Below are 22,578 nucleotides of genomic sequence, written 5' to 3'. Positions count from 1 at the left end.
ATGCGCGGCTTGGGCAGCAGCGCGGGGCGAAAGCACACGGTTTCCGAGTAGGGAATGGCTTGGAAGTGGGCGACGAAGCTGCGGTCGCGGGCCGCTTCGGTGCGCAGGCTGACGATCACCGCGCCGGTCCCGAAGGCCTTCGGCGCGCCGCCGCTGATGTCGAGGCGCTGCGCCGGGGCCAGGATGGCGCTGCTGGTGGTGCCGCTGAGGCGGGTCTGGTCGTTGAGGTAGAGCTCGTGGCGCAGGCGGGCGTAGAAGAAGCCGCTTTCGCTTTGCAGGTCCTCGTCCAGGGCGTAGCGCTCGCCCAGCACCGTGTAGGGTTCGCCGTAGTGATAGGCCTCGCCGTAGGTGCCCTTGGCGCCTCGGGTGTGGTCGACTTCGCCGTCCAGGAAGGCGTGGGCCTCGCGGTGATGGTAGGCGCGAAAGTTGATGCTTTGCTCGACCATCCGGTGGGCGGTCTGCAGGTTCCAGACGGCATCCTGGCCATCGGCGGACAAGCCCGACGGCGGGCGACACGGCAACGTGACGCCGCGCTGGTAGTGCCGCTGGTCGTCGTGAAATTCCACCACGTCGATGTTCAGGCGATCGTCGCTGGTGACGCGGTACCAGATGCCGACCTCGGCCAGCAGGCGATCGACGAAGGCCAGGTCGCTCTCGTCGTATTGCATGACCTGTTCGCGCCGGGGGTACTGGCGCACCAGGTTGAAATAGAACTCCTCGCCACGAAAATCGTGGCGCGTGCGCAGGATGTGCTCGACGATCTCGGGCACCGACTGCTGCTGGTAGATGCGAAACTGTTTGCCGCGCCCAAGCCGCGCGAAACGCGGTTGCAAGGTGATTTCATAGCGGGCTTCGTCGTTGGAGCCGGACAGGCGCTTGAAGCCTGAGATCACCCCATGAAAGGCGCGCAGCGGCTTGATCACCGGCGGCGTGAAACCCTTGGGCGTCGGCGGTGGCGGCACGGCGTACAGGTTGAAATAACCCCACCGGTTGAGCACGTCGGTGGCCGCCAGGTCGCGCTCGGTGCAGGTGAATTCGATGCGGTAGAGGTAGGGACGACTCAGGTGTTCCTCGCCAACGAACGCCAGGACGTCGAGGTGAGTGTCGACGCCGGAGATGCGCAGGGTGTGGCGGCTGTGGTCGAAGAAGGTCGGCATGGGCATGTTCATTCCGCGGGCTCCTTGACGACAGTCTCGGCGGCGTCCGCGCCATCGACGAAGCGCAGGGTAATTCCCTCCTCCTGGCAATAACCCAGGTGCACCCCGCGTGTGCGCAACTGCGCGGCCCGACGTTGCAGTAATTGTTGGCTCAGCACCGGCAGGATCTGTTCGTTGAGCAGGCTGTCGATGTTGCGCGCCCCGGTGTCGGGCAGCAGGCAAGCCGCAACCAAGGCCTCGTTCAGGGCGTCATCGATGTCACAGTCCAAGCCGTAGTGTCGCTGCAAACGCTTGGCCACCTGATCGAGCTTGATGGCGACGATGCACTGCAGGGCGTCGACGTGCAGCGGGCGATAGATGAGCGTCTGGAAGCGTGCCAGCAGGGCCGGCTGGAAGTGTTCGCGCAGGATCGGCCGCATGAGCTCATGCAGCGTGCTGTCCGGTGCGTCGGGTTGCCCCTGCAGACAGGCTTGCAGTGCGTCGCTGCCCAGGTTGGAGGTCATGAGGATGACGGTGTTGCGAAAGTCGATCTCGCGCCCTTCCCCGTCACGCATGAAACCGCGATCGAACACCTGGTAGAACAGGTTGAGCACGTCGTGGTGGGCTTTTTCCACCTCGTCGAGCAGCACGACGCTGTAAGGCCGTTGGCGCACGGCTTCGGTCAGCACACCACCCTGCCCATACCCCACGTAACCGGGCGGCGAGCCTTTGAGCTGGCTGACGGTGTGGGCTTCCTGATATTCGGAAAGGTTGAGCGTGATGAGCGCTTTTTCCCCGCCGAACAGGCTGTCGGCCAGGGCCAGGGCGGTTTCGGTCTTGCCGACGCCGCTGGTGCCCACCAACAGGAAGACGCCCAGGGGCCCCTTGTCATCGGTGAGCCCTGTCTTCGCCGCCCGCAGGCGCTGGGCCAGCGCATTGAGTGCCGGGGCTTGGCCGATGACACGCTCGGCCAATTGTTGTTCCAGCTCCAGCAGGTTGGTTTGTTCATCCTTGAGCAGGCTGCCCAGGGGCACACCGGTCCAATCAGCGATGACTTCAGCCACGCTGCGGGCATCGACGTCGAGGAACAACAAGGGTTGCTTGCCCTGGATTGCAGCCAGTTGCCGCTGCAAGCGCGCGCACTCAGCCCGTTGCATGGGCTCGGCCTCGCGAGCGTCGAGCAACTGTTGGGACAACTTAAGCACTTGGCTGTATTGGCGCTCCAGCTCGACCCGAGCGTGTTCCAACTCGGCGTGTTGCGCAGCGATTTGCATCAGCCGTTCGGTGTCGACGCTACCGCCCAGGCCTTGGTCCGCGTCCAGGGCCTGGCGCTCCAGTTCGAGGGCGACTTGTCGCGCCTTGATCCGGACCAGCGCCTGGGGTTCGCAATCGACACTCATGCGCACCCGTGCGCTGGCAGTGTCCAGCAGGTCGACGGCTTTGTCCGGCAACTGGCGCCCCGTGAGGTAGCGCCGCGACAGGCTGACGGCAGCCTGCACCGCCGCATCCTGGATGTGCACACCGTGGTGGCTGGCATACCGGGCCTTGAGCCCGCGCAACATCAGGCAGGCATTGGCGTCATCCGGCTCGTCGACCTTGACCTGCTGGAAGCGTCGCTCCAATGCCGCATCCCGTTCGAAGTATTGTTTGTATTCACTCCAGGTGGTGGCGGCGATGGTGCGTAACTCGCCACGGGCCAAGGCGGGCTTGAGCAGGTTTGCCGCATCCGCGCCCCCCGCCTGGTTGCCGGCGCCGATCAGCGTATGGGCCTCATCGATAAACAGCAGGATCGGGGTTTCAGAGTGCTGCACCGCATTGATCACGCTCTTGAGGCGCTGTTCGAATTCACCTTTGACCCCGGCGCCGGCCTGCAACAAGCCCAAGTCCAGCGCCCGCACGCTGACCGACTTGAGGCTGTCAGGCACGTCGCCTTGGGCGATGCGCAGCGCCAGCCCTTCGACCAGCGCGGTTTTGCCCACGCCCGGCTCGCCGACCAGGATCGGATTGTTCTTGCGTCGGCGACTCAAGATGTCGATGACCTGGCGTATTTCATCGTCGCGACCGAACACCGGATCGATCTGCCCTTCCCCGGCCCGGGCAGTGAGGTCCTGGGTGAATCTGTCCAACAGCGCCCGCCGTGCATCGGGCATCGCGGTTGCGCCGGCGGCAGACTCGCTCAGCATCCCCTCCGTCCCGCCGACGACGAGCGCTTGCGCATCGGGACGCTCTTCGGAGATGTGATCCAGCAACCCGGACAACCGCTGCAACTGCGGCTCGCCAAGGCTGAGCAAGGGCCAGGCCGCTTCGCAGGCCAGCAGGCCGGGCGCGTCCATCAACGCCCCCAGCAGATGGGCGGAACGCAGCCGCTCGTTGTCATCATCCAGCGAGGCGCGCAGCCAGGCATTCTTGATCAACTGTTGCAACGGCTCCGACAGCTGCGGCTTGGCCTGGACGCTGCGCGGCAGGTTATCGAGGTGGCTGAGCAAGCCACACCAAAGCGCCTCCAGGTCCAATTCATGACGGCGCGCGATGACGGTCAGGTCGCCCTCGCCCTGCCCCAGCAGCTTGAGCAGCCAATGCTCGATGGTGATGTGCGCATGGGCCCGGCTCTGGCACAGCGACGCCGCGTCGCTCAGGGCTTGGGCGCAATAGGGATTCAGACGGCGAAGCAGACGCGTGGGGCTCTGTACCATGGGTGGCATCCTTGTGCGGGTTTCGGTTGTGATCGGGCAAGCGATGGGCGAAAAACGGATGTGCTTGGCTGAGCGCCCGCGAACGGACGCTCAACCCAGCACACCGGAAATCGACAGGCGCAGGCGGCCTGTCGATGCCCGCGCGTCAGGCGCTTTGGCGCTCGCTCCAGGAATCGGAGTGGATGATGTTGCCGTCCTTGTAGGTCCAGGTGACCTTCTCGTAGCGCAACTCAATCTGTTCCAGGTGGTTGTGTTTCTCCTTGGTCGGGTCCTTGACGTCGTGCATTTTTGGCGCGACCTTCACCACCTTGACGTTCTCCAGCTTGGTGATGAAATACTCGACTTCCTGCCCGGCATCATCGATGCGGTACCACTTGAACTCGGCGCTCTTGAGGGTCTGGCCGGTGGTCACGGCCTTGTAGAGGTAGGGACTGGAAGCGTCGATTTCCTTGGAAAACAGGAACGGCGTGTGAACCCGCGCGCCCGTCAGCTTGCCGGTGCTGTTGTCGGTCGGGATGTACAGGCTGTGGTCCTGGGCGATGACTTCAATGCTGCCCTCGCGCTTTTGCACATCCACCGAACCCTTGATCTCTGCGCCGCCGTCATCTTGCAGCCAGAGGTAAACGGGAATTGCCATGTGAAGCTCCTTTTCATAGATCGTCGCGGGATGCGACGGGGGGTGACTGTCCGGCCCTGTCGTGGGGAATACGCAAGCGCCCACCTCAGGTACCAGACGGATATCGACGCGACGGTTGGCTGCGCGCCCCGCCTCGGTATCATTGCCGGCAATCGGTTGGCTGGCGCCGAACCCCTGCACGGCAAAACAGCTGTCGGGAATACCGCCCACCTGCAGCATCCATTCATGCACGGCGGCAGCACGTTCGCGGGACAACCGCAGGTTCTGCGCGGCATCGCCCGTGGCATCGGTGTGCCCAGCGATGACGATCAACCAGCCGGGCTGGGCCTTGATCCCGACCAGCGCATTGACCAGCACCTTGGTGGAGTCAGGCTTGAGCCGCGCGCTGCCCGGACTGAACAGCGACAAACTGTCCAGTCTCACCGGCTGGGAAGCTGGCAAAGTCATGGACCCGGACGACACCCGGCGATGGGAAAGAACCGCCAGCAACGGCTCACGCAGAGGGGCACCGCGATACAGCCCCAGGCCCAACGACAGGGGCTCGCCATGTCGGTGATAAGTGTCCAGGCGATGCGCGGCTTCACCGAGGATGGCCTCGGCTTCCTGTCGCCGGGGGGAGGTTCGTTGCAGTTGCGACTCGACCGCCAGGAGCGGCGCATAACGACGCAGGTCATCAGTCACTTGACGCACCAGCAAGGTGTTCTGCCATGCCGAATTGACCAGGGCGACCGCGCCAGCGATTCCGAACATCCACATCGCAAGGATGCTGGCGTGCTGTCGAGACGTACGCTGGGCACGCATTGGAATCAGGCTCAGCACAGGATCCGGAAACGGCAACACCGCCTTCGTGATGGCTCGCCTGGGGTCGACCAGCGCCACCTTGTCGCGTAGCCGCTGCGCCCAGAGATTCCCTTCCACACCCCCAGTCGATGCGGGTACCGGCCTGATGACCCAGCACACCGCCGAGCCTCGATCAGCCCCGACGGCACGTGCATTGAAGTGCGGCAGCACACTCTCGTGCAGCCATTGCACTGCGTTGTTCAACTGCACGCCGACCTGCATCCGCATCGCCCGCAAGGCTGAGTCGGTGGGCTGCCGGAGCCAATCGGCCAGGTCGACGCTGGCTCCGGCATCAAGAACGCGAAGACTCGGCTGGCCACCCGTCCAACAGAACCACGGAGCCTCGCCCCGCGGTGCATGGAAATAGCTCACCATCGTCAGCGGCATTGACGCCCCCTGACCCGCCAGCGTGACTTGATGACGAAACGTCCGTATCCGCCCCGCCAGTTCAGCTTCATCGCTGTGTGCCGCGGGGTTGATGATGAACATGACGCTGAGCTGAGCGCCCCATCCCGGACGCAACGCCAGGATGCTCTCGGTCACATTGGGGAGCTGATCGAGCGCTGGTACACGTACATAGCAACCTTGATGGGTCACCCGTACGACCAACTCCAGTTCGGGGATACTGCCGAACAAACCGTCCAGGCCATCGCCGCAGACCAGCACCACAGGCCGACGAAACGAGGCTGGGGGCACGGACACGTTGGCGGCGAGTTTCACCGATTCACGCAAACGCGCGACACGCCGGTTGGCCACGACCCAACCCACCGCCGTGACACTCACCATGCCCAGCATGACGACCACGCGTATCCATGTGGCAAGCGGGAGCATGAGCAGCAATGCCAGGACAAGGATCCCGGCCCATAGCCAAAGGACTCGTTGCAACTGGATTGTCATAAGGCGCCTCACGCCTGGCCGGGCATGAGGGAAGCAACCACGCCGGTCAGCCAGCGGTCCATCGTCCACCAGACGCCGGCGAGCAGTAGCGCCACCGCCATGCCGTGCATCCAGGGGGATCGGTACCGGGCCAGGCGACCGCCCTTTCGGGTCACCAGGTTTGCGCTGATTTTCAGCGAGGTGACCCGTGCTTCGAGGGCCTCCAATACTTGCTCGCGCCCAGGGTCGGCAAGGTCCGCGTAACGACCTTTGAAACCCAGCATCAGGACTCGATGAAACACCGTCAGCACCCGCGGATCCGGTGACAATTCGCACAACACCAGACGAATCTCCTCGTAGAGGGACTCACCGGCCTGATGCCGGTTGAACAACTTGGCCTGCAGCGGTTCACAGGTCCATTCAGTCCGTACCTCGCCCTTGGTACAGAGGAGCACCGCCTCATCCAGCAGTGCGCATTGGGCGTGGTTGATGTGCTCGATGTCGCGCGGGTCCATGGCGATCTGTTCAAGCTGCTCCCGGACCTGCTCGACCTGGTCCAGGCAGAGTTGTTGCAGGGCCTTGGTGTCTGGCACCGACAGGCCCTGGCGTAGCTGGACCACCAGCAGATAGCTGTCCTGGAGCAAGGCGTCGATATCCGTCGTCAGTGCGCCTGGTTTTTTCGAGAAATTCAGAGTCATGTGCGTAGCACCGCAAACAGTTCAAGTTGGACTTGCGACAAGGTGCTGGGCACGTAGCAAGCGAAAGTCCCCGAAGTCAGCATGGCTTGCCCCTTGGGATGGCCAAGGTCGAGGGCGAAGTATTGGTTTTCCAGGCGCAGCGGGATGGCCGCCGGCACATGGTTGAGGGGTTTCAGCGGGACGCCATCGAGCGCCGCGTTGATCAGTTCGTCGACATCCGCTGGCGCGCCGATTTTGCATAGGCGAGGAAACTGATCCTGAAGCTGTGCCGCAGGTAACTGGCAGCGCACCGACAGGTAGAAGTCAGCCCCGTCGGGCTCACGAAGCCGAGCATCGTTGAGCGTCACTTGCCAGCGATTGGCGCTGTGCTCCAGCGCCAGGGCGATGACGCGCGACGGCAGGCTCGCTTCCAACAACGTAGCGATACAGCGCATCAGCGGCGGGAACACCGTTTCCAGGTGTTCATGGCGATAGGCTGGAATCTTGTCGATGTCGTGTTCCAGCGAAAACGTCAGCAGGCTGCCGGCCAGCTTGGCCAGTTCCAGGTAGACCTGCTCGGGGTGGCGTTGCGGATATGCCTTGAGATCGGCCAGTATCGGCTGGTAGGTGTTCAAGGCATTGAGCAACCAGAACAACGACACATCGGCGACGGCGAAATCGGCCATGCGCTGGTTGCTTTCCCGACGCATGCCCATGAGGCGCTGTCGCTTGGCGGACAACTGCGTCAACAGATTGTCCAGCTGGACCAGGAGCCCCGGATGCGCGGCAAAACTGAGCAGCGGCGGCACATAGGTCGGATCAAGACTCCACCTGCCCTGCCCTTCACGCACCAGGCGCGCGATGGGACAGGTCAGGTAGTCGCCGTTGTCGTCCGTATCCAGGCGCAGCGTCAGCGCATGTTCCAGCACGGCGATCGACTGGACTTCGTCTGCATACAGATCCTGGACCGGTCGCCAGTCCTGGCGATAGCGGGTTGGCCGGTCAGCCCGGCCCTCCTGCATCAGGCAGTTGTTGCCGTTGGCCTGTTCCAAGGGCAAGGCCAGCAGCACGAGCGCCTGCCCGGCGTCGTCGCTCATTAACCGCGACAACTCCAGCCCCGGCGGCAGGCGATCCACCCGTTCACTGTCGAGCAGGCTGCCGTCGGGCATGCGCACGCTCAGGCGGGTAGCCTTGAGCTTGCCCAGGCGCAATGCATCGGTGTCGAACTCAACAGCCTTCACGCCCCAAGGGTGGGCCAAGGCCAGGCTGGCGAGCTGCTCGTTGACCCACGCTTCCCAGCGCGCTTGTTGCTGAAACTGTTGCGCAGACAATAGGGTGCCGGACGTCCACAAGGGACGATCGATTTTCATGGCGTCGTTTCCTCGGGATTAAGTCAGGCTTTCGCCTTGGGCATTTGCGAAACCAGCGACAGGTTGACGTCCATGCCCTCCACCTGAAAGTGCGGCACGGCGTACAACTTGACCCGGAAGAAACCGGGGTTGTCCTCGATGTCTTCCACCGTCACCTTGGCATCACGCAGGGGGTGCGAGGCCTGCAGGGCATCGCCGGGATCGGTCATTTCGGTCACCAGCCCGCCGATCCATTTATTGAGTTCCAACTCCAGCAAGCGACGGTCCTTGGTGGTCCCGATGTTTTCGCGCTGGATCAATTTCAGGTAATGGGCAATGCGCGAGAGCAAGAAGATATAAGGCAGGCGCGCATTGATGCGGCTGTTGGCGGTGGCATCCGGCGTGTCGTACAACGCAGGCTTCTGGGCTGAACTGGCGGAGAAGAAACAGGCGTAGTCGCGGTTCTTGTAATACGACAGGGGAATGAAGCCGAGATTGGCGAATTCGAACTCGCGGGTTTCCGGGATCATCACCTCCGAAGGAATCTTGACCTGGTTGCCGGTACCCAGGTCATACAAGTGGATCGGCAGGTCCGTGACCGCGCCCCCCGACTGAGGCCCACGAATCTGCACGCACCAACCATTGGCGATAAAGCTCTTGACCATGTTGGCGGCAAACGCGAAGGACGCGTTGGTCCACAAATACTTGTCGTGATCAGGGCCCTTGACGCTTTCGACGTAGTTGAAGCTGCGCACGGGAATCGTATCCGGCCCATAGGGCAGGCGCCCCAGGACCCGCGGCATGGTCAGGCCGACGTAACGCGCATCGTCACTGTCACGGAAGGCCTTCCACTTGATGTACTCGGCTCGATCGAAGTAATTGCCGATGTCCTTGATGGCGGCCACCTCCTCCATGGATTGCTTGCCAAAGAATGCCGGCCCCACCGAACCGATAAAGGGCATGTGCGCCGCCGCGGCCACTTTCGAAATATTGCGCAGCAAGGCAATGTCCTGCGGGCTGCGATCGAATTCGTAATTGGAAATGGCGGCCGCGATTGGCTCCCCGCCTGGCGTGTCGTATTCGCGGGTGTAGGTGTGCAGGTACAAACCGCTCTGGGCGATTTCGGGGGCGTCTTCAAAATCCCGCACCAGGTCAGTCTTGCTGATATCCAGCAATTCGATGCGCACGTTCTGGCGAAAATCCGTCTGGTCGATCAAGGACTTGACGCCGCGCCAGGTTGATTCGACGCGTTGGAAGTCCGGGTGATGCATGACCGCATCGAGTTGACGACTGATCTGCGTGTCCAGCGAAGCGATATGCTCGTCGAGGAGCACTTTGTCCAATCGCTCCACTTTTTGCGGTGATTCCTTGAGCAACTTCAGGAACACACTGACAGCGGCAGTGACCCGTTCATCAACCGATGCCTCGGACAACGCCTCGGCGTGCTGGAAAGTTTCGATACTTCCCAGCTCAGCGACAGGGTTCAAATTTATCTTGCTGAACAGCGCCGCATAAACGCCCTTATCTTCAGCCAACACTGTAGCGCCGCGCGATTGCACGTTAGAACTTTCAGTAGACATATATAGTTACTCTTATGGCCTGCCGGCGAAATGAATTAGCGGACTTCTTTTGGCGCCAATGCCGCCAGTTCAGTTCGGAGTTCATCACTGAGGGCATCATCCTGGAGGATGCGCTCCAATTCGTGACGGAAGGTCATGTTGTCCAGCAAGTTCGACTTCAGGTCGCGCAACAGGTTGCGCATGGCCAACAGCGCCCGTAACTGCGGAATCTGGCGGGCCACCTGCTCCGGCTCAAAATCCTTCATCCGTTGAAAACTCAGTTCAACGGACATATCCGCCCCTTCATCCGTCAGCGTGTTGCGCGCAGCGAATGCCAGGCGGGGGGAGAATTCCTCAAGGACGTTGTCGACGTTGTGTTTATCGATATTGACCTTGCCCCTTTCCGATAACGGGCGCTGCTCCTTGCCGTTACTGTAGTCCCCCATCACCATCAGCTTCAGCGGCAATTCAACTTTTTTCTGTGCGCCCCCGGTGTGTAGATCGAGTTTGATATTGACCCTGCTTTTGGGCACTTCATTTTGAAAACTGTACGATGCCATACTTGCTCCTTTGAAATGTTGGCAGGCAATGATTGAACATCTTCGTTGCTCTTCACCCTGCATCCCGCATCCTGCATTCACGCTTTTCGCTGTCTTAATGTAGCGACGAAATACAACGCCGGATAGCTTAAATCCACCCCTTTGAACAAAAAGGAATAGGCTCACAAAAAGGCGGACGGGGCCCTACAGAAAAAACTTACAAAAAACGCGAAATGAACGCGAAATGAACGCGCAATACTCCAACAAACAACTTATGTAGGAAAAGAATTACAGACGCGAGATTAGGAACAACGCGACTTTAAACATTCTTCGAGGTCTCCATTTTGAAAGACCGATCACAAAGGCCCAGGCTTTTGTCGCCCAAATGATCTATACCTTTCATAGACACGCAGTCAGGCCGACGTAACAGATGACGTGTCCGGACGAAACGAACGCGGCGAACCACTTTTGGGTGTGCTGCATCACATAACATAGGCCTGAAGCACCTGTTTACGGCGCCGCCCCGTAGAATGGGCACATTATTTTTCAATGCCTGAAGTCCCCATCATGACCCCAAGCAAGCGCGTTTCGAATCTGCCCATCAAAGCGCTATGCGGGCTTTGTCTATTGATGCCGCTGTTGGTCATGACTCATGCGGGCGGTGAGCCGTTGGAGCTGGAGCTGCATATCCCCGATGCGCCTCCGCTGACATTCGTCGACGACCCCAGGGGCCACGGGATTGCTGGCGATGTTGCCGTGGCGGCCATGGCCAAGGCCGGCTACGCGGTCAAAATCCATGTATTGCCTTGGGCCCGGGCGCAAAAGCACGTCAGCGAGGAACATGACTACCTGATCACCCCTCTCTCGCGCATTCCCACGCGTGAGGATCGTTTTACCTGGATCGCTTCGATCATGCCCATGGAGCGCGCCTTCTTCAGCCTTGACCGGCGAGTGAACAGCTTCGCCCAAGCGAGAGAAACCTACCGTAAGATCGGGGTCGGCCTCGGCAGCGCTCAAGAGGATATCCTGCGTGCCGAGGGCTTCAGCGATGAGCAAATCTACCCCCTGGCCATTGGCGACAACCCCGCCCAACTGCTGCTGATGGGGCGTATCGATGCCTGGTTCAACGGTGTTCCCGAGAGCCGCTATATCTGGCCGAAAGTGTCCAAGCGCAAATTGCTGATGAGTTCGGTTGGCAGCAGCGCCGAGCTTTACCTCGCCTGTTCACGGCAGTGCTCGCCCAAAATCGTCGAAGACTTGCGGGGGGCCGTGGAGGCCCTTCGCAAAGAAGGCGAAATCAAGCGAATCCATGACATTTACTTGCAGTGACAAATGACAAGGCCAACCTGACGAGACATCAGCCAAATTGATAGCCTACTAACGAAAGCCCCGGACTAGAGGGCTCATCGATGGCTTATATCATTCCGAATGATAGTTACCTTTGTTTCATTCGATTCGTTCCTCTGCGCCTCGACACGCATCATCCGCCCATCTCAATACACTTGGCGGATGCTATCCATGGAACATTCACTTTCTAAATTGCGCTTTCCCCTCGCACTGTTAGCGGTGCTGGTGATCAGCGCTTGCGGCAAGCCCCCCGAAACGGCAGCTTCCATGCCGGCGGCCAAAGTCAGTGTGGCCAAGGTACTGGAGCAGCCCGTCAACGAATGGGATGAGTTCACCGGGCGCCTCGAAGCACCGGAAACCGTCGAGATTCGCCCACGTGTCTCGGGGCAGATCGATGAAGTCGCCTTCACCGAAGGCGCGCTGGTCAAGAAAGGCGACCTGCTGTTCCAGATCGATCCTCGCCCCTTCCAGGCTGAAGTGCGTCGTCTCGAAGCCCAACTGGCCCAGGCCCGCGCCACCGCGACTCGCAGCGAGAACGAAGCCCAGCGTGGCGAACGCCTGCGCTTGAGCAATGCGATTTCCGCTGAATTGGCGGATTCGCGCACCACCGCCGCCCAGGAAGCCCGCGCTGCCGTGGCGGGCATCCAGGCGCAGTTGGACCTGGCCAAGCTGAACCTGAGCTTTACCCGGGTCACCTCGCCCATCAACGGTCGTGTCAGCCGGGCGGAAATCACCGCTGGCAACCTGGTGACCGCCGATGTCACGCCGCTGACCAGCGTGGTGTCCACCGACAAGGTCTACGCCTATTTCGACGCCGACGAACGCGTGTTCCTCAAGTACACCCAACTCGCCCGCCAGGGCCAGCGCGGCCAGGCCACGCCGGTCTACATGGGCCTGTCCAACGAAGAGGGCAACCCGCACCTGGGCCAGATGAACTTCGTCGACAACCAGGTCAACCCGCAAACCGGCACCATCCGTGGTCGCGCGGTGTTCGACAACAAGGACGGCGCCTACACCCCTGGCCTCTACGCTCGGTTGAAACTGGTGGGCAGCGGCACCTACTCCGCCGTGCTGATCAACGACGAAGCCGTGGGCACCGACTTGGGCAAGAAATTCGTCCTGGTGATGGACGCCGAGAACAAGCCTGCCTACCGCGCCGTCGAGCTGGGTCCGAAGATCGAAGGCCTGCGCATCGTTCGCAACGGCTTGAACAAGGACGACACCATCATCGTCAAGGGGCTGCAACGGGCCCGTCCGGGTTCGCCGGTCACGCCTGAAACCGTGCCGATGGCCAGCGAGCAAACCCTCGCCGCCCTGGCACAACAACGTAAAGCGCTCGAAGCCAGCAACCTGCCACAAGTCGCGCCGTCCAAGGCAGCGTCCAGCTCGGCAGGCAAACTGGCCTCTGCGTCCCCACGCGGTTAAGGGACTGAATCCAAGATGAAATTTTCCCAGTTCTTCATTTCGCGGCCGATCTTCGCAGCGGTGCTCTCGCTGTTGATCCTGATCGCCGGCGCCATTTCGCTGTTCCAGTTGCCGATCAGCGAATACCCGGAAGTCGTGCCGCCGACCGTGGTCGTGCGCGCCAACTTCCCGGGCGCCAACCCCAAGGTCATCGGCGAAACCGTTGCCGCGCCCCTGGAACAAGCCATCACCGGCGTCGAGAACATGCTGTACATGTCCTCGCAGTCGACTGCTGACGGCAAGATCACCCTGACCATCACCTTTGCCCTGGGCACCGACCTGGACAACGCCCAGGTGCAAGTGCAGAACCGCGTCACCCGCACCGAGCCCAAGTTGCCGGAGGAAGTGACCCGCATCGGTATCACGGTGGACAAGGCATCGCCCGACCTGACCATGGTCGTGCACTTGACCTCGCCGGACAAACGCTACGACATGCTCTACCTGTCCAACTACGCCTTGCTCAATATCAAGGATGAGCTGGCGCGCCTGGGTGGCGTGGGTGATGTGCAGCTGTTCGGCATGGGCGATTACTCCCTGCGGGTCTGGCTTGATCCGAACAAGACCGCTTCGCGCAACCTGACCGCCACCGACGTGGTCACGGCGATCCGCGAGCAGAACCGCCAGGTTGCCGCCGGTGCCCTGGGTGCGCCGCCAGCCCCTAACGCCACGGCGTTCCAGCTGTCGGTCAACACCCAGGGTCGCCTGGTAAACGAAGAAGAGTTCGAGAACATCATCATTCGTTCCGGCGCCAACGGTGAGATCACCCGCCTGAAGGACATCGCACGGGTAGAGCTGGGCTCCAGCCAATACGCCCTGCGCTCGCTGCTCGATAATCAGCCGGCAGTGGCAATCCCGATCTTCCAGCGTCCAGGCTCCAACGCCATCCAGATTTCCAACGATGTGCGCGCGAAAATGGACGAGCTGAAGAAAGGCTTCCCGGCCGGCATGGACTACAGCATCGTCTATGACCCGACGATCTTCGTTCGTGGCTCCATCGAAGCGGTGGTCCACACCCTGTTCGAAGCGCTGATCCTCGTGGTGCTGGTGGTCATCCTGTTCCTGCAGACCTGGCGCGCCTCGATCATCCCGCTGGTCGCCGTACCGGTGTCGCTGATCGGTACATTCGCGGTCATGCACTTGTTCGGCTTCTCGTTGAACGCCTTGTCGCTGTTCGGCCTGGTACTGGCGATCGGTATCGTGGTGGACGACGCCATCGTGGTGGTGGAGAACGTCGAGCGAAATATCGAATTGGGACTCACCCCCGTGGAGGCGACCAAGCGCGCCATGGGCGAAGTGACCGGCCCGATCATCGCCACCGCCCTGGTGCTGTGCGCGGTCTTCGTTCCGGCGGCGTTCATCAGTGGCCTGACGGGTCAGTTCTATAAACAATTCGCCCTGACCATTGCCATCTCCACGGTGATCTCGGCAGTCAACTCCCTGACCCTGTCGCCGGCCCTGGCCGCGGTGTTGCTCAAAGGCCATGACGCGCCCAAGGACCGTTTCTCCAAGTTCCTGGACAAGATTTTTGGTGGCTGGCTGTTCCGTCCGTTCAACCGTTTCTTCGAACGGGCCAGCCATGGCTACGTGGGCACGGTCGCTCGAGTGATCCGCAGCAGCGGCATCGCCCTGGTGCTCTACGCTGGCCTGATGGTGCTGACCTTCTTCGGTTTCTCCACCACGCCGACCGGCTTCGTGCCCGGCCAGGACAAGCAATACCTGGTGGCCTTCGCCCAACTGCCGGACGCCGCGAGCCTGGACCGCACCGAAGACGTGATCAAGCGCATGTCGGACCTGGCCCTCAAGCAACCGGGTGTTGAAAGCGCGGTGGCCTTCCCCGGCCTGTCGATCAACGGTTTCACCAACAGCCCGAACGCCGGCATCGTGTTCGTCACCCTGAAGCCCTTTGACGAGCGCAAGGACCCGAGCATGTCGGCCGGCGCCATCGCCGGTGCGTTGAACGGCAAATATTCGGAAATCCAGGAAGCCTACATGGCGATCTTCCCGCCGCCGCCGGTACAAGGGCTGGGCACGATCGGTGGTTTCCGCCTGCAAATCGAAGACCGGGGCAACCTGGGCTACGACGAGCTGTACAAAGAAACCATGAACATCATCACCAAGAGCCGCAGCGTGCCGGAACTGGCCGGTTTGTTCACCAGCTACACCGTGAACGTGCCGCAGGTCGATGCCGCCATCGACCGTGAAAAAGCCAAGACCCACGGCGTGGCCGTCAGCGACATCTTCGACACCCTGCAGATCTACCTGGGTTCGCTGTATGCCAACGACTTCAACCGCTTTGGCCGCACCTATCAGGTCAACGTCCAGGCCGAGCAACAGTTCCGCCTCGAATCGGACCAGATCGGCCAGCTCAAGGTGCGCAACAACCGTGGCGAGATGATCCCGCTGGCGACCTTCATCAAGGTCAGCGACACCTCGGGCCCGGACCGCGTGATGCACTACAACGGCTTCATCACCGCTGAAATCAACGGTGCCGCCGCCCCGGGCTACAGCTCCGGCCAGGCCGAGAAAGCCATCGAGAAACTGCTCAAGGACGAACTGCCCAACGGCATGACCTATGAGTGGACCGACCTGACCTACCAGCAGATTCTCTCGGGCAACACCGCGCTGTTCGTGTTCCCACTTTGCGTATTGCTGGCGTTCCTGGTGCTCGCGGCGCAATACGAAAGCTGGAGCCTGCCATTGGCGGTGATCCTGATCGTGCCGATGACCCTGTTGTCGGCGATCACCGGGGTGATTCTGTCCGGTGGCGACAACAACATCTTTACCCAGATCGGCTTGATCGTACTGGTGGGACTTGCCTGCAAGAACGCGATCCTCATCGTCGAGTTCGCCAAGGACAAGCAGCTTGAAGGCCTGAACCCGCTGGCAGCCGTATTGGAAGCTTGCCGCCTGCGTCTGCGGCCGATCCTGATGACGTCGTTCGCCTTCATCATGGGCGTGGTGCCCTTGGTGTTCTCCAGCGGCGCCGGTGCCGAAATGCGCCATGCCATGGGTGTTGCGGTGTTCTCCGGGATGCTTGGCGTAACCTTCTTCGGCCTGCTGCTCACCCCAGTGTTCTACGTCTTGATCCGTAACTTCGTCGAGCGCAGCGAGGCCCGCAAGGCGGCCCGTGCCTTGAAACTGGAGGCGCAACAATGAGTGTGAAAGCGTTCCTGCCGAGCTTGCTGGTGTTGGCGTTAAGCGCCTGTGCCGTGGGCCCGGACTACAAGGCGCCACAAACGGAGGCGGCGAACGTCACCACCGCTACCGACGGCGCCGCCGGCCAGAAGAACTTCGACCGCGCCCGCTTCGAAGGCGTCTGGTGGCAGCAATTCGACGACCCGACCCTCAATGCGCTGGTGACCCGTTCGCTGGAAGGCAACCGCGAGTTGCGCGTGGCCTTCGCCCGTCTGCGGGCCGCCCGGGCGATTCGCGACGACGCCAGCAACGATGTCATGCCGACCATTACCAGCCGCGCCAGCAGCAACATCGGCAAAGGCCAGAACCCGATGGGACAGACGGACGACCGGGTCAACTCCGAGCGTTACGACCTGGGCCTGGACATGGCCTGGGAACTGGACTTGTTCGGACGCATCCGGCGCAACCTGGAAGCGACCGATGCCGACCAGCAAGCCGCCGAGGCCGATCTCTACCAACTGCAGGTGACCATGATCGCCGAGCTGGTGGACGCCTACGGCCAACTGCGCGGCGCGCAACTGCGGGAGAAAATCGCCCTGGCGAACCTGCAGAACCAGCAGGAGTCGCGCAAGATCACCGAAAGCCTGCGCGAAGCCGGCGTCGGCGATCAGCTCGACGTGGTGCGCGCCGATGCCCGCCTGGCCGCGGTGGAAGCCAGCGTGCCGCAATTGCAGGCCGAACAGGCCCGTCAACGCAACCGCATCGCGACCTTGCTGGGCGAGCGCCCGGACAAGTTGACGGTGGATTTGAGCCCTAGACAGCTGCCGGCCATTGCCAAGGCTCTGCCCATTGGCGATCCGGGACAATTGTTGCAACGCCGTCCCGACATTCTCAGTGCCGAGCGTCAACTGGCTGCGGCCACGGCGCGCATCGGCGTGGCCAAGGCCGACCTGTTCCCGCGGGTCAGCCTGAGCGGTTTCCTCGGTTTTACCGCCGGACGCGGCTCGCAGATCGGCTCATCCGCGGCCAACGCCTGGGCACTGGGCCCGAGCATTACCTGGGCCGCTTTTGACCTGGGCAGCGTGCGCGCTCGCTTGCGTGGTGCCAACGCCGAAGCGGATGGCGCCCTGGCGAACTATGAACAGCAAGTGTTGCTGGCCCTGGAAGAATCGGAAAACGCCTTCAGCGACTACGGCAAACGTCAGCAACGCTTGATCTCGCTGATCCGCCAGAGCGAATCGAGCCGCGCCGCCGCAGACCTGGCCGAGATTCGCTACCGCGAAGGCACCGAGGACTTCCTCGTGCTGCTCGACGCCCAACGTGAACGCCTGGCCGCCGAAGACAGCCAGGCCCAGGCCGAGGTGGACCTGTATCGCGGCATCGTCGCGATCTACAAGGCCCTGGGCGGTGGCTGGCAACCGGAAACCGTCGCCAGCAACTGATAACCCCCTTCCCAACCGAGCTCCTTTGGTTGGCCGCAACCAACCAATTGTTTGCCCCGCGTCTCATTCGGACGCGGGGCTTTTTTTGTTTATCGCCCAAGGCCCGCTGTGGAAACGCCCTTTGTGGGAGCGAGCTTGCTCGCGATAGCAGTGTGTCAGTCAATATCTACCTCACTGATCCGACGCCATCGCGAGCAAGCTCGCTCCCACAGGTTCATGACTGCTGTTACAAGGTTTGACTCAAGCCGCCGCCTGACCGAAGCTTGCGACATTTCGCGCTTCTGGTTATGGATTACCTGCATGCCTTCGTCTCGCCGCTATGTGCTTTTCAGTCTTGCCGTTGTATTGGCGATCGGTCTCGTCGCGATATGGCTGCGCAGCACCACACCGCAGATCCCCGAGGCCATCAAGCGCGGCTACAGCGAAGCCCTGGAACACGCCCGCAATGGCCAGCCTGGTGCCGCGCGAATGTTGTATCAGCAATTGGGACGGCCGGACTTGTCGCCCAAGCGCCGTGTCCGGCTGCACGCGGAACTGTCCAACTACCCAAGCCCCCAGGCGTTGAAACTGGCCCAGGCGGATCTGCAAAGCGAATCGCCGGACGTGCGCCGCGCGGCCATCGGCAGCATCGTCGGACTGGTGCCAAACGCCCAGCGCAGCCTGTTGCTAGGCCCGCTCCTGGATGACAACGAGCCGGACGTCCGATTCGCCGCCGTGAACGCATTGCTGGGCCTGTCGCCCGACGAACTGGGCCTGTATTTCGGAGCGATGCAGATCGCCGTCGATACTTGGAAGCAGGTATTGAACGACGATCCACCCTCCCCCGAATCCCTCTATCAGCTCGCCCGGCTGTATGCGCACAACGCCGAGCTGAAAAAAGCCCAGCAGGCGCTGGAACAGGTGCTGAAGTTACAACCGGGCAACCTGCCGGCGCTGGTCATGCAGGTCGACGTGCTGGACAAACAAGGCCAGGGGGAAGCTGCACGTCGATTGCTCGCCCGGGAGTTGCAAACCCAACCCGCATCGGCTTACCTGCAACATGCGCTGGGGATGTGGCTGCTGCAGCACGGCCAGAGTGAATATGCAGTGCTAGGCTTGGCGAAGGCCGTGGAACTGGAACCTGACAACAGGCAATATCGCTACGACTTGGCGACCACCCTGCACGCCGAGCAGGAAGTGGAAGCCGCGCAGAAACAACTGCAGGAAATCGTCCAGCGCAACCCCGCCGACCGCAACGCGCGGGTGTTGCTGATCAATTATTGGAAGGAAACCGGTCAGTTGCAGCACGTCCAGGTCCTGTTGGCCCAGCTGGAACAATTGAACCCTGATGACCCGGCGATACAGCAGGGTTTATAGCCAAGGAAGCGCGCTCGGAAAGTTGTGCAGCAGTACACGTTCTGTCAAAGAAAGCGGAACCGCCATCACTGTCAAAGGTCAAGTGTTCAGGCAGTTTCATTTCAGGCGCTCCCCCGCCTGCTGCCCACTTCCCTAGTCATGAGAGGGTTATTTTTGACTACATCTAACGAGTTGATCAGCGCAAAAGCCGCCACCGGTATCGAAGGACTGGACGATGTTCTTTCCGGTGGTTTGTCCCGAGGCCACGTGTTCCTCCTTGAGGGAGAACCGGGCACTGGCAAGACCACGGTCGCGTTGCACTTCCTGCTGGCCGGCGCCGAAGCCGGCGAGCGCTCGTTGTACATCACGCTGTCGGAAACCGAGCGTGAATTGCGCCAGGGCGCAGCCTCCCACGGTTGGACGTTGGATGAAAATATCCACATTTTCGAGCTGACCCCACCCGAGAGCCTGCTCAACGCCGAACACCAGCAAAGCCTGCTGTACTCCTCGGACCTGGAGCTGGGAGAAGCGACCCGGCAGATCTTCGAAGTGGTCGAGCGATTCAAGCCGACTCGAGTCGTGCTGGACAGCCTCTCGGAGATCCGTCTCCTGGCGCAAAGCTCCCTGCGCTATCGCCGACAGATCCTCGCGATCAAGCATTACTTCGTGCGCTACGACGCTACCGTGCTCCTGCTCGATGACCTGACCACCGAGTCCCTCGACAAGACCGTGCACAGCGTGGCTCACGGTGTCATCCGCCTCGAAGAACTGACCCCGAACTACGGTGCCGAACGACGCCGACTCCGGGTGGTGAAATACCGCGGGCAGAAATACCGGGGCGGCTACCATGACTTCACGATCATGGGCGACGGCGTGCATGTCTTCCCTCGCCTGGTGGCCGCCGAACATCGAGGCCAATACGTTCGCCAACAACTCTCCAGCGGCATCGCGGAAATGGACGCCCTCTTGGGTGGCGGTATCGAGACCGGCTCAAGCACGCTGATCCTGGGCCCGGCCGGTACCGGCAAATCATTGATTTCCCTTATCTTCGCGGCGGCGGCAGTACATCGCGGCGAAAAAGCCGCGCTGTTCATTTTCGATGAAGAGCTGGGTTTGCTGTTCGAGCGGATGAAGAATATCGGCATCGACCTGCTGGAGCTGCAAAAGACCGGCAACTTGCTGATCGAGCAAGTCGACGCCGCCGAGCTGTCTCCCGGTGAGTTCTCCCATCGGGTACGGCGTTGCGTCAATGACGCGAACATCAAGACCGTCGTCATCGACAGCATCAACGGCTACCAGGCCGCCATGCCGGAAGAAAACGCCCTGGTCCTGCACATGCATGAGCTGCTGCTTTACCTGAACCGCAAGGGCGCGGCGACGTTCATGACGGTTGCGCAGCACGGGTTGGTAGGCGACATGCAGGCGCCGGTGGATATCACCTACCTGGCCGACACCGTCATCCTGTTGCGCTACTTCGAGGCGCTGGGCAAGGTTCGCCGAGCGGTTTCCATCATCAAGAAACGGACCGGCAGCCATGAATCGACGATTCGTGAATACCGCATCAGCAAGCTGGGGATGACCATTGGCGAGCCGCTGGAAGCATTCCAGGGTGTATTGCGTGGAGTACCGACTTATATGGGAGCGGATAATCCGCTGCTCGAGGATGATTCCCAGTGACGTCGGCCGAACCCTTGTTCGAGCGGGCGCTGATTCTCGCGCCGCTGGGACGGGACAGCCAGATTGCCCTGATGATTCTCAAGGAAGCCGGTTTCAGCGGCCTTGTCTGCAGTCACTTGGGGCATTTGTGTGAGGAATTGGAGCACGGCGCAGGCCTGCTGGTGATTTCCTCGGAGGCCCTGGTCGGGCCGGACCTGGAAACCCTGTTCCAGTACATCGAACAGCAACCGGCCTGGTCCGATCTGCCCATCGTCCTGCTGACGCATCATGGCGGACCGGAGCAAAACCCGGTGGCACGCATCGGCACCCAGTTGGGCAACGTGACGTTCCTGGAACGGCCCTTCCACCCGGTGACGCTGGTCAGCCTGGTCACCACGGCCTTGCGCGGGCGTCGAAGGCAATATGACGCACGGGACCGCCTGATCGACCTCAGCAACAGTGAGCTGCGCCTGCAGAACACCCTTGAAACCCTTGAGCAGCAAGTCGAGGAGCGCACCGCCCAATTGCGTCACAACGAGGAAGCCTTGCGCCAATCGCAGAAAATGGAAGCGGTCGGCCAGCTCACCGGCGGCATCGCCCATGACTTCAACAACATGCTCACCGGCATCATCGGCAGTCTCGAACTGCTGCGCCGACGCCTGGCCCGCGGTCGCACCGAAGACCTCGACAGCCTGATCGACCTGGGCGTGACGTCGGCGAATCGGGCGGCCGGCCTGACCCACCGACTGCTGGCATTCTCCCGGCGGCAATCGCTGGACTCCAAGGCCGTGCAGATGAATACCCTGGTGCTGTCCATGGGCGAGCTGCTGCAACGCAGCCTCAATGAGAGCATCGGCCTGGAAATGCGCCTGGACGAACAACTCTGGATCGCCGAAGCCGACCCCAACCAACTGGAAAGCGCCCTGCTCAACCTGGTCCTCAACGCCCGCGACGCCATGCCCGACGGCGGCAAACTGGTGGTGCAGACCTTCAATCAATACCTGGACACCGGCTTCACCGACGCCTATACCAACCTGGAGCCCGGTGACTACGTCGTGCTGAGCGTGCAGGACACCGGTTGCGGCATGCCCGAAGCGGTGATCAATCGTGCATTCGACCCGTTCTTCACCACCAAACCCATCGGCCAGGGCACCGGGCTGGGGCTGTCGATGATCTATGGTTTCAGCAAACAGTCACGCGGCCACGTGACCATCGACAGCGAGGTCGGTAAAGGCACGACCGTGAATCTCTACTTGCCGCGCTTCATTGGCGAAGAGATAGACGAACCGCTGGTCCACGCCCAACAGGCGCCTTATGCGCAAGATGGCGAAACCGTGCTGATCGTCGAAGACGATCCGGCGGTGCGTGTCCTGGTCAGCGCGGTGCTGAGCGAGTTGGGCTACGCCTTCGTCGAAGCCGGCGATGCCAACGGCGCGATGCCGATCCTGCAGTCTAGCCAGCGCATCGACCTGCTGATCAGCGACGTGGGCTTGCCTGGCATGAATGGCCGGCAACTGGCGGAAATCGGCCGCCAGATCCGCCCCGATCTCAAGGTGCTGTTCATCACCGGTTACGCTGAACACGCGGCGGTGCGCGGTGGCTTCCTGGATTCGGGCATGCAGATGATCACCAAGCCGTTTACGTTTGATCTGCTGACGGCGAAGGTGCGGGAGATGATCAAGGTTTGAGGCCGGCCGGGCTCTTTGATGATCGCGTCCCCCCCTGTGGGAGCGAGCCTGCTCGCGAAGGCGATGGAACAGTCGATAATGATGTTGGATATGCTGGCCTCTTCGCGAGCAAGCTCGCTCCCACAGGGAATCTGGTCCACATCAGTGCTGTGGCTGCTGGAAATCCAGTGTGGAAGCGGACTTGCTTTGCTTTTGATCTTGATCT

At 61.5% G+C, this 22,578-nt stretch carries 14 protein-coding genes and 1 pseudogene; 7 read left to right on the top strand and 8 right to left on the bottom strand.

Annotated elements, in window-relative coordinates; all coding sequences use genetic code 11:
* From Q7C33_RS14270 to tssB, 8 genes and pseudogenes are all read right to left on the bottom strand, one after another.
* A partial coding sequence (locus Q7C33_RS14270; protein ID WP_407683594.1) for a type VI secretion system Vgr family protein occupies nt 1-1,169 on the bottom strand: 1,169 nt, incomplete at its 3' end.
* Nucleotides 1,166-3,829, bottom strand: a complete 2,664-nt coding sequence (gene tssH, locus Q7C33_RS14265) for a type VI secretion system ATPase TssH (RefSeq protein ID WP_407683593.1) — start codon at nt 3,827-3,829, stop codon at nt 1,166-1,168. The genes tssH and Q7C33_RS14270, both read right to left, overlap by 4 nt.
* 145 nt (nt 3,830-3,974) lie before the next feature.
* A complete protein-coding gene (locus Q7C33_RS14260; RefSeq protein ID WP_030138671.1) occupies nt 3,975-4,466 on the bottom strand; it encodes an Hcp family type VI secretion system effector in 492 nt (163 codons plus the stop codon).
* A gap of 171 nt (nt 4,467-4,637) precedes the next feature.
* Nucleotides 4,638-4,913, bottom strand: a pseudogene (locus tag Q7C33_RS14255) (OmpA family protein); the annotation flags it as partial.
* A 1,298-nt stretch (nt 4,914-6,211) separates the two neighbouring features.
* Nucleotides 6,212-6,880 (bottom strand): type VI secretion system protein TssL, short form, encoded by a 669-nt coding sequence (gene tssL / locus Q7C33_RS14250; RefSeq protein ID WP_198796939.1) that lies wholly within the window; start codon nt 6,878-6,880, stop codon nt 6,212-6,214.
* Nucleotides 6,877-8,229, bottom strand: coding sequence for a type VI secretion system baseplate subunit TssK (gene tssK / locus Q7C33_RS14245; protein ID WP_407683592.1), 1,353 nt, complete (start codon nt 8,227-8,229; stop codon nt 6,877-6,879). The genes tssL and tssK overlap by 4 nt, the downstream gene beginning before the upstream one ends.
* A 23-nt stretch (nt 8,230-8,252) precedes the next feature.
* Nucleotides 8,253-9,788 carry a type VI secretion system contractile sheath large subunit gene (gene tssC / locus Q7C33_RS14240; RefSeq protein ID WP_030138667.1) on the bottom strand — a complete coding sequence of 512 codons (1,536 nt, stop codon included), beginning with the start codon at nt 9,786-9,788 and terminating at the stop codon, nt 8,253-8,255.
* Between the two features lie 35 nt (nt 9,789-9,823).
* A complete protein-coding gene (tssB, locus tag Q7C33_RS14235; RefSeq protein ID WP_407683591.1) occupies nt 9,824-10,327 on the bottom strand; it encodes a type VI secretion system contractile sheath small subunit in 504 nt (167 codons plus the stop codon).
* A 546-nt stretch (nt 10,328-10,873) separates the two neighbouring features.
* Between tssB and Q7C33_RS14230 the strand changes: the two genes are divergently transcribed.
* The 7 genes from Q7C33_RS14230 to Q7C33_RS14200 all read left to right on the top strand — a co-directional run bounded on the left by Q7C33_RS14230 (nt 10,874) and on the right by Q7C33_RS14200 (nt 22,373).
* Nucleotides 10,874-11,635 (top strand): substrate-binding periplasmic protein, encoded by a 762-nt coding sequence (locus tag Q7C33_RS14230; protein WP_407683590.1) that lies wholly within the window; start codon nt 10,874-10,876, stop codon nt 11,633-11,635.
* 189 nt (nt 11,636-11,824) lie between these two features.
* Nucleotides 11,825-13,078: a multidrug efflux RND transporter periplasmic adaptor subunit MexE gene (gene mexE, locus Q7C33_RS14225; RefSeq protein WP_407683589.1), complete on the top strand. Its 1,254-nt coding sequence runs from the start codon at nt 11,825-11,827 to the stop codon at nt 13,076-13,078.
* Nucleotides 13,079-13,093: 15 nt separating this feature from the next.
* Nucleotides 13,094-16,273, top strand: coding sequence for an efflux RND transporter permease subunit (locus tag Q7C33_RS14220; protein WP_030138663.1), 3,180 nt, complete (start codon nt 13,094-13,096; stop codon nt 16,271-16,273).
* Nucleotides 16,270-17,694 carry an efflux transporter outer membrane subunit gene (locus tag Q7C33_RS14215; protein WP_030138662.1) on the top strand — a complete coding sequence of 475 codons (1,425 nt, stop codon included), beginning with the start codon at nt 16,270-16,272 and terminating at the stop codon, nt 17,692-17,694. The genes Q7C33_RS14220 and Q7C33_RS14215 overlap by 4 nt, the downstream gene beginning before the upstream one ends.
* Before the next feature lie 300 nt (nt 17,695-17,994).
* The gene (locus Q7C33_RS14210; protein ID WP_030138661.1) at nt 17,995-19,050 is read left to right on the top strand and encodes a tetratricopeptide repeat protein; all 1,056 of its coding nucleotides are present in this window, start codon (nt 17,995-17,997) and stop codon (nt 19,048-19,050) included.
* A 153-nt stretch (nt 19,051-19,203) separates the two neighbouring features.
* A complete protein-coding gene (locus Q7C33_RS14205) occupies nt 19,204-20,706 on the top strand; it encodes an ATPase domain-containing protein (protein WP_030138660.1) in 1,503 nt (500 codons plus the stop codon).
* Entirely contained in the window at nt 20,703-22,373 is a 1,671-nt protein-coding gene (locus tag Q7C33_RS14200; RefSeq protein WP_258650823.1) for a response regulator, read from the top strand. Before Q7C33_RS14205 ends, Q7C33_RS14200 begins: the two co-directional genes overlap by 4 nt.
* Nucleotides 22,374-22,578: the final 205 nt, after the last annotated feature.

The sequence above is a fragment of the Pseudomonas sp. BP11-1-1 genome (genome assembly GCF_052112105.1).
Classification (GTDB): Bacteria; Pseudomonadota; Gammaproteobacteria; order Pseudomonadales; family Pseudomonadaceae; genus Aquipseudomonas; species Aquipseudomonas alvandae.
This window is presented reverse-complemented; position numbering and strand designations above follow the sequence as displayed.

What these genes read in the sequence shown, in the direction of transcription:
- tssL (WP_198796939.1), bottom strand. Translation starts at nt 6,880, where the DNA reads ATGACTCTGAATTTCTCGAAAAAACCAGGCGCACTGACGACGGATATC.
- Q7C33_RS14210 (WP_030138661.1), top strand. Translation starts at nt 17,995, where the DNA reads ATGCCTTCGTCTCGCCGCTATGTGCTTTTCAGTCTTGCCGTTGTATTG.
- mexE (WP_407683589.1), top strand. Translation starts at nt 11,825, where the DNA reads ATGGAACATTCACTTTCTAAATTGCGCTTTCCCCTCGCACTGTTAGCG.
- tssH (WP_407683593.1), bottom strand. Translation starts at nt 3,829, where the DNA reads ATGGTACAGAGCCCCACGCGTCTGCTTCGCCGTCTGAATCCCTATTGC.
- Q7C33_RS14230 (WP_407683590.1), top strand. Translation starts at nt 10,874, where the DNA reads ATGACCCCAAGCAAGCGCGTTTCGAATCTGCCCATCAAAGCGCTATGC.
- tssB (WP_407683591.1), bottom strand. Translation starts at nt 10,327, where the DNA reads ATGGCATCGTACAGTTTTCAAAATGAAGTGCCCAAAAGCAGGGTCAAT.
- Q7C33_RS14220 (WP_030138663.1), top strand. Translation starts at nt 13,094, where the DNA reads ATGAAATTTTCCCAGTTCTTCATTTCGCGGCCGATCTTCGCAGCGGTG.
- Q7C33_RS14260 (WP_030138671.1), bottom strand. Translation starts at nt 4,466, where the DNA reads ATGGCAATTCCCGTTTACCTCTGGCTGCAAGATGACGGCGGCGCAGAG.
- Q7C33_RS14215 (WP_030138662.1), top strand. Translation starts at nt 16,270, where the DNA reads ATGAGTGTGAAAGCGTTCCTGCCGAGCTTGCTGGTGTTGGCGTTAAGC.
- tssC (WP_030138667.1), bottom strand. Translation starts at nt 9,788, where the DNA reads ATGTCTACTGAAAGTTCTAACGTGCAATCGCGCGGCGCTACAGTGTTG.
- tssK (WP_407683592.1), bottom strand. Translation starts at nt 8,229, where the DNA reads ATGAAAATCGATCGTCCCTTGTGGACGTCCGGCACCCTATTGTCTGCG.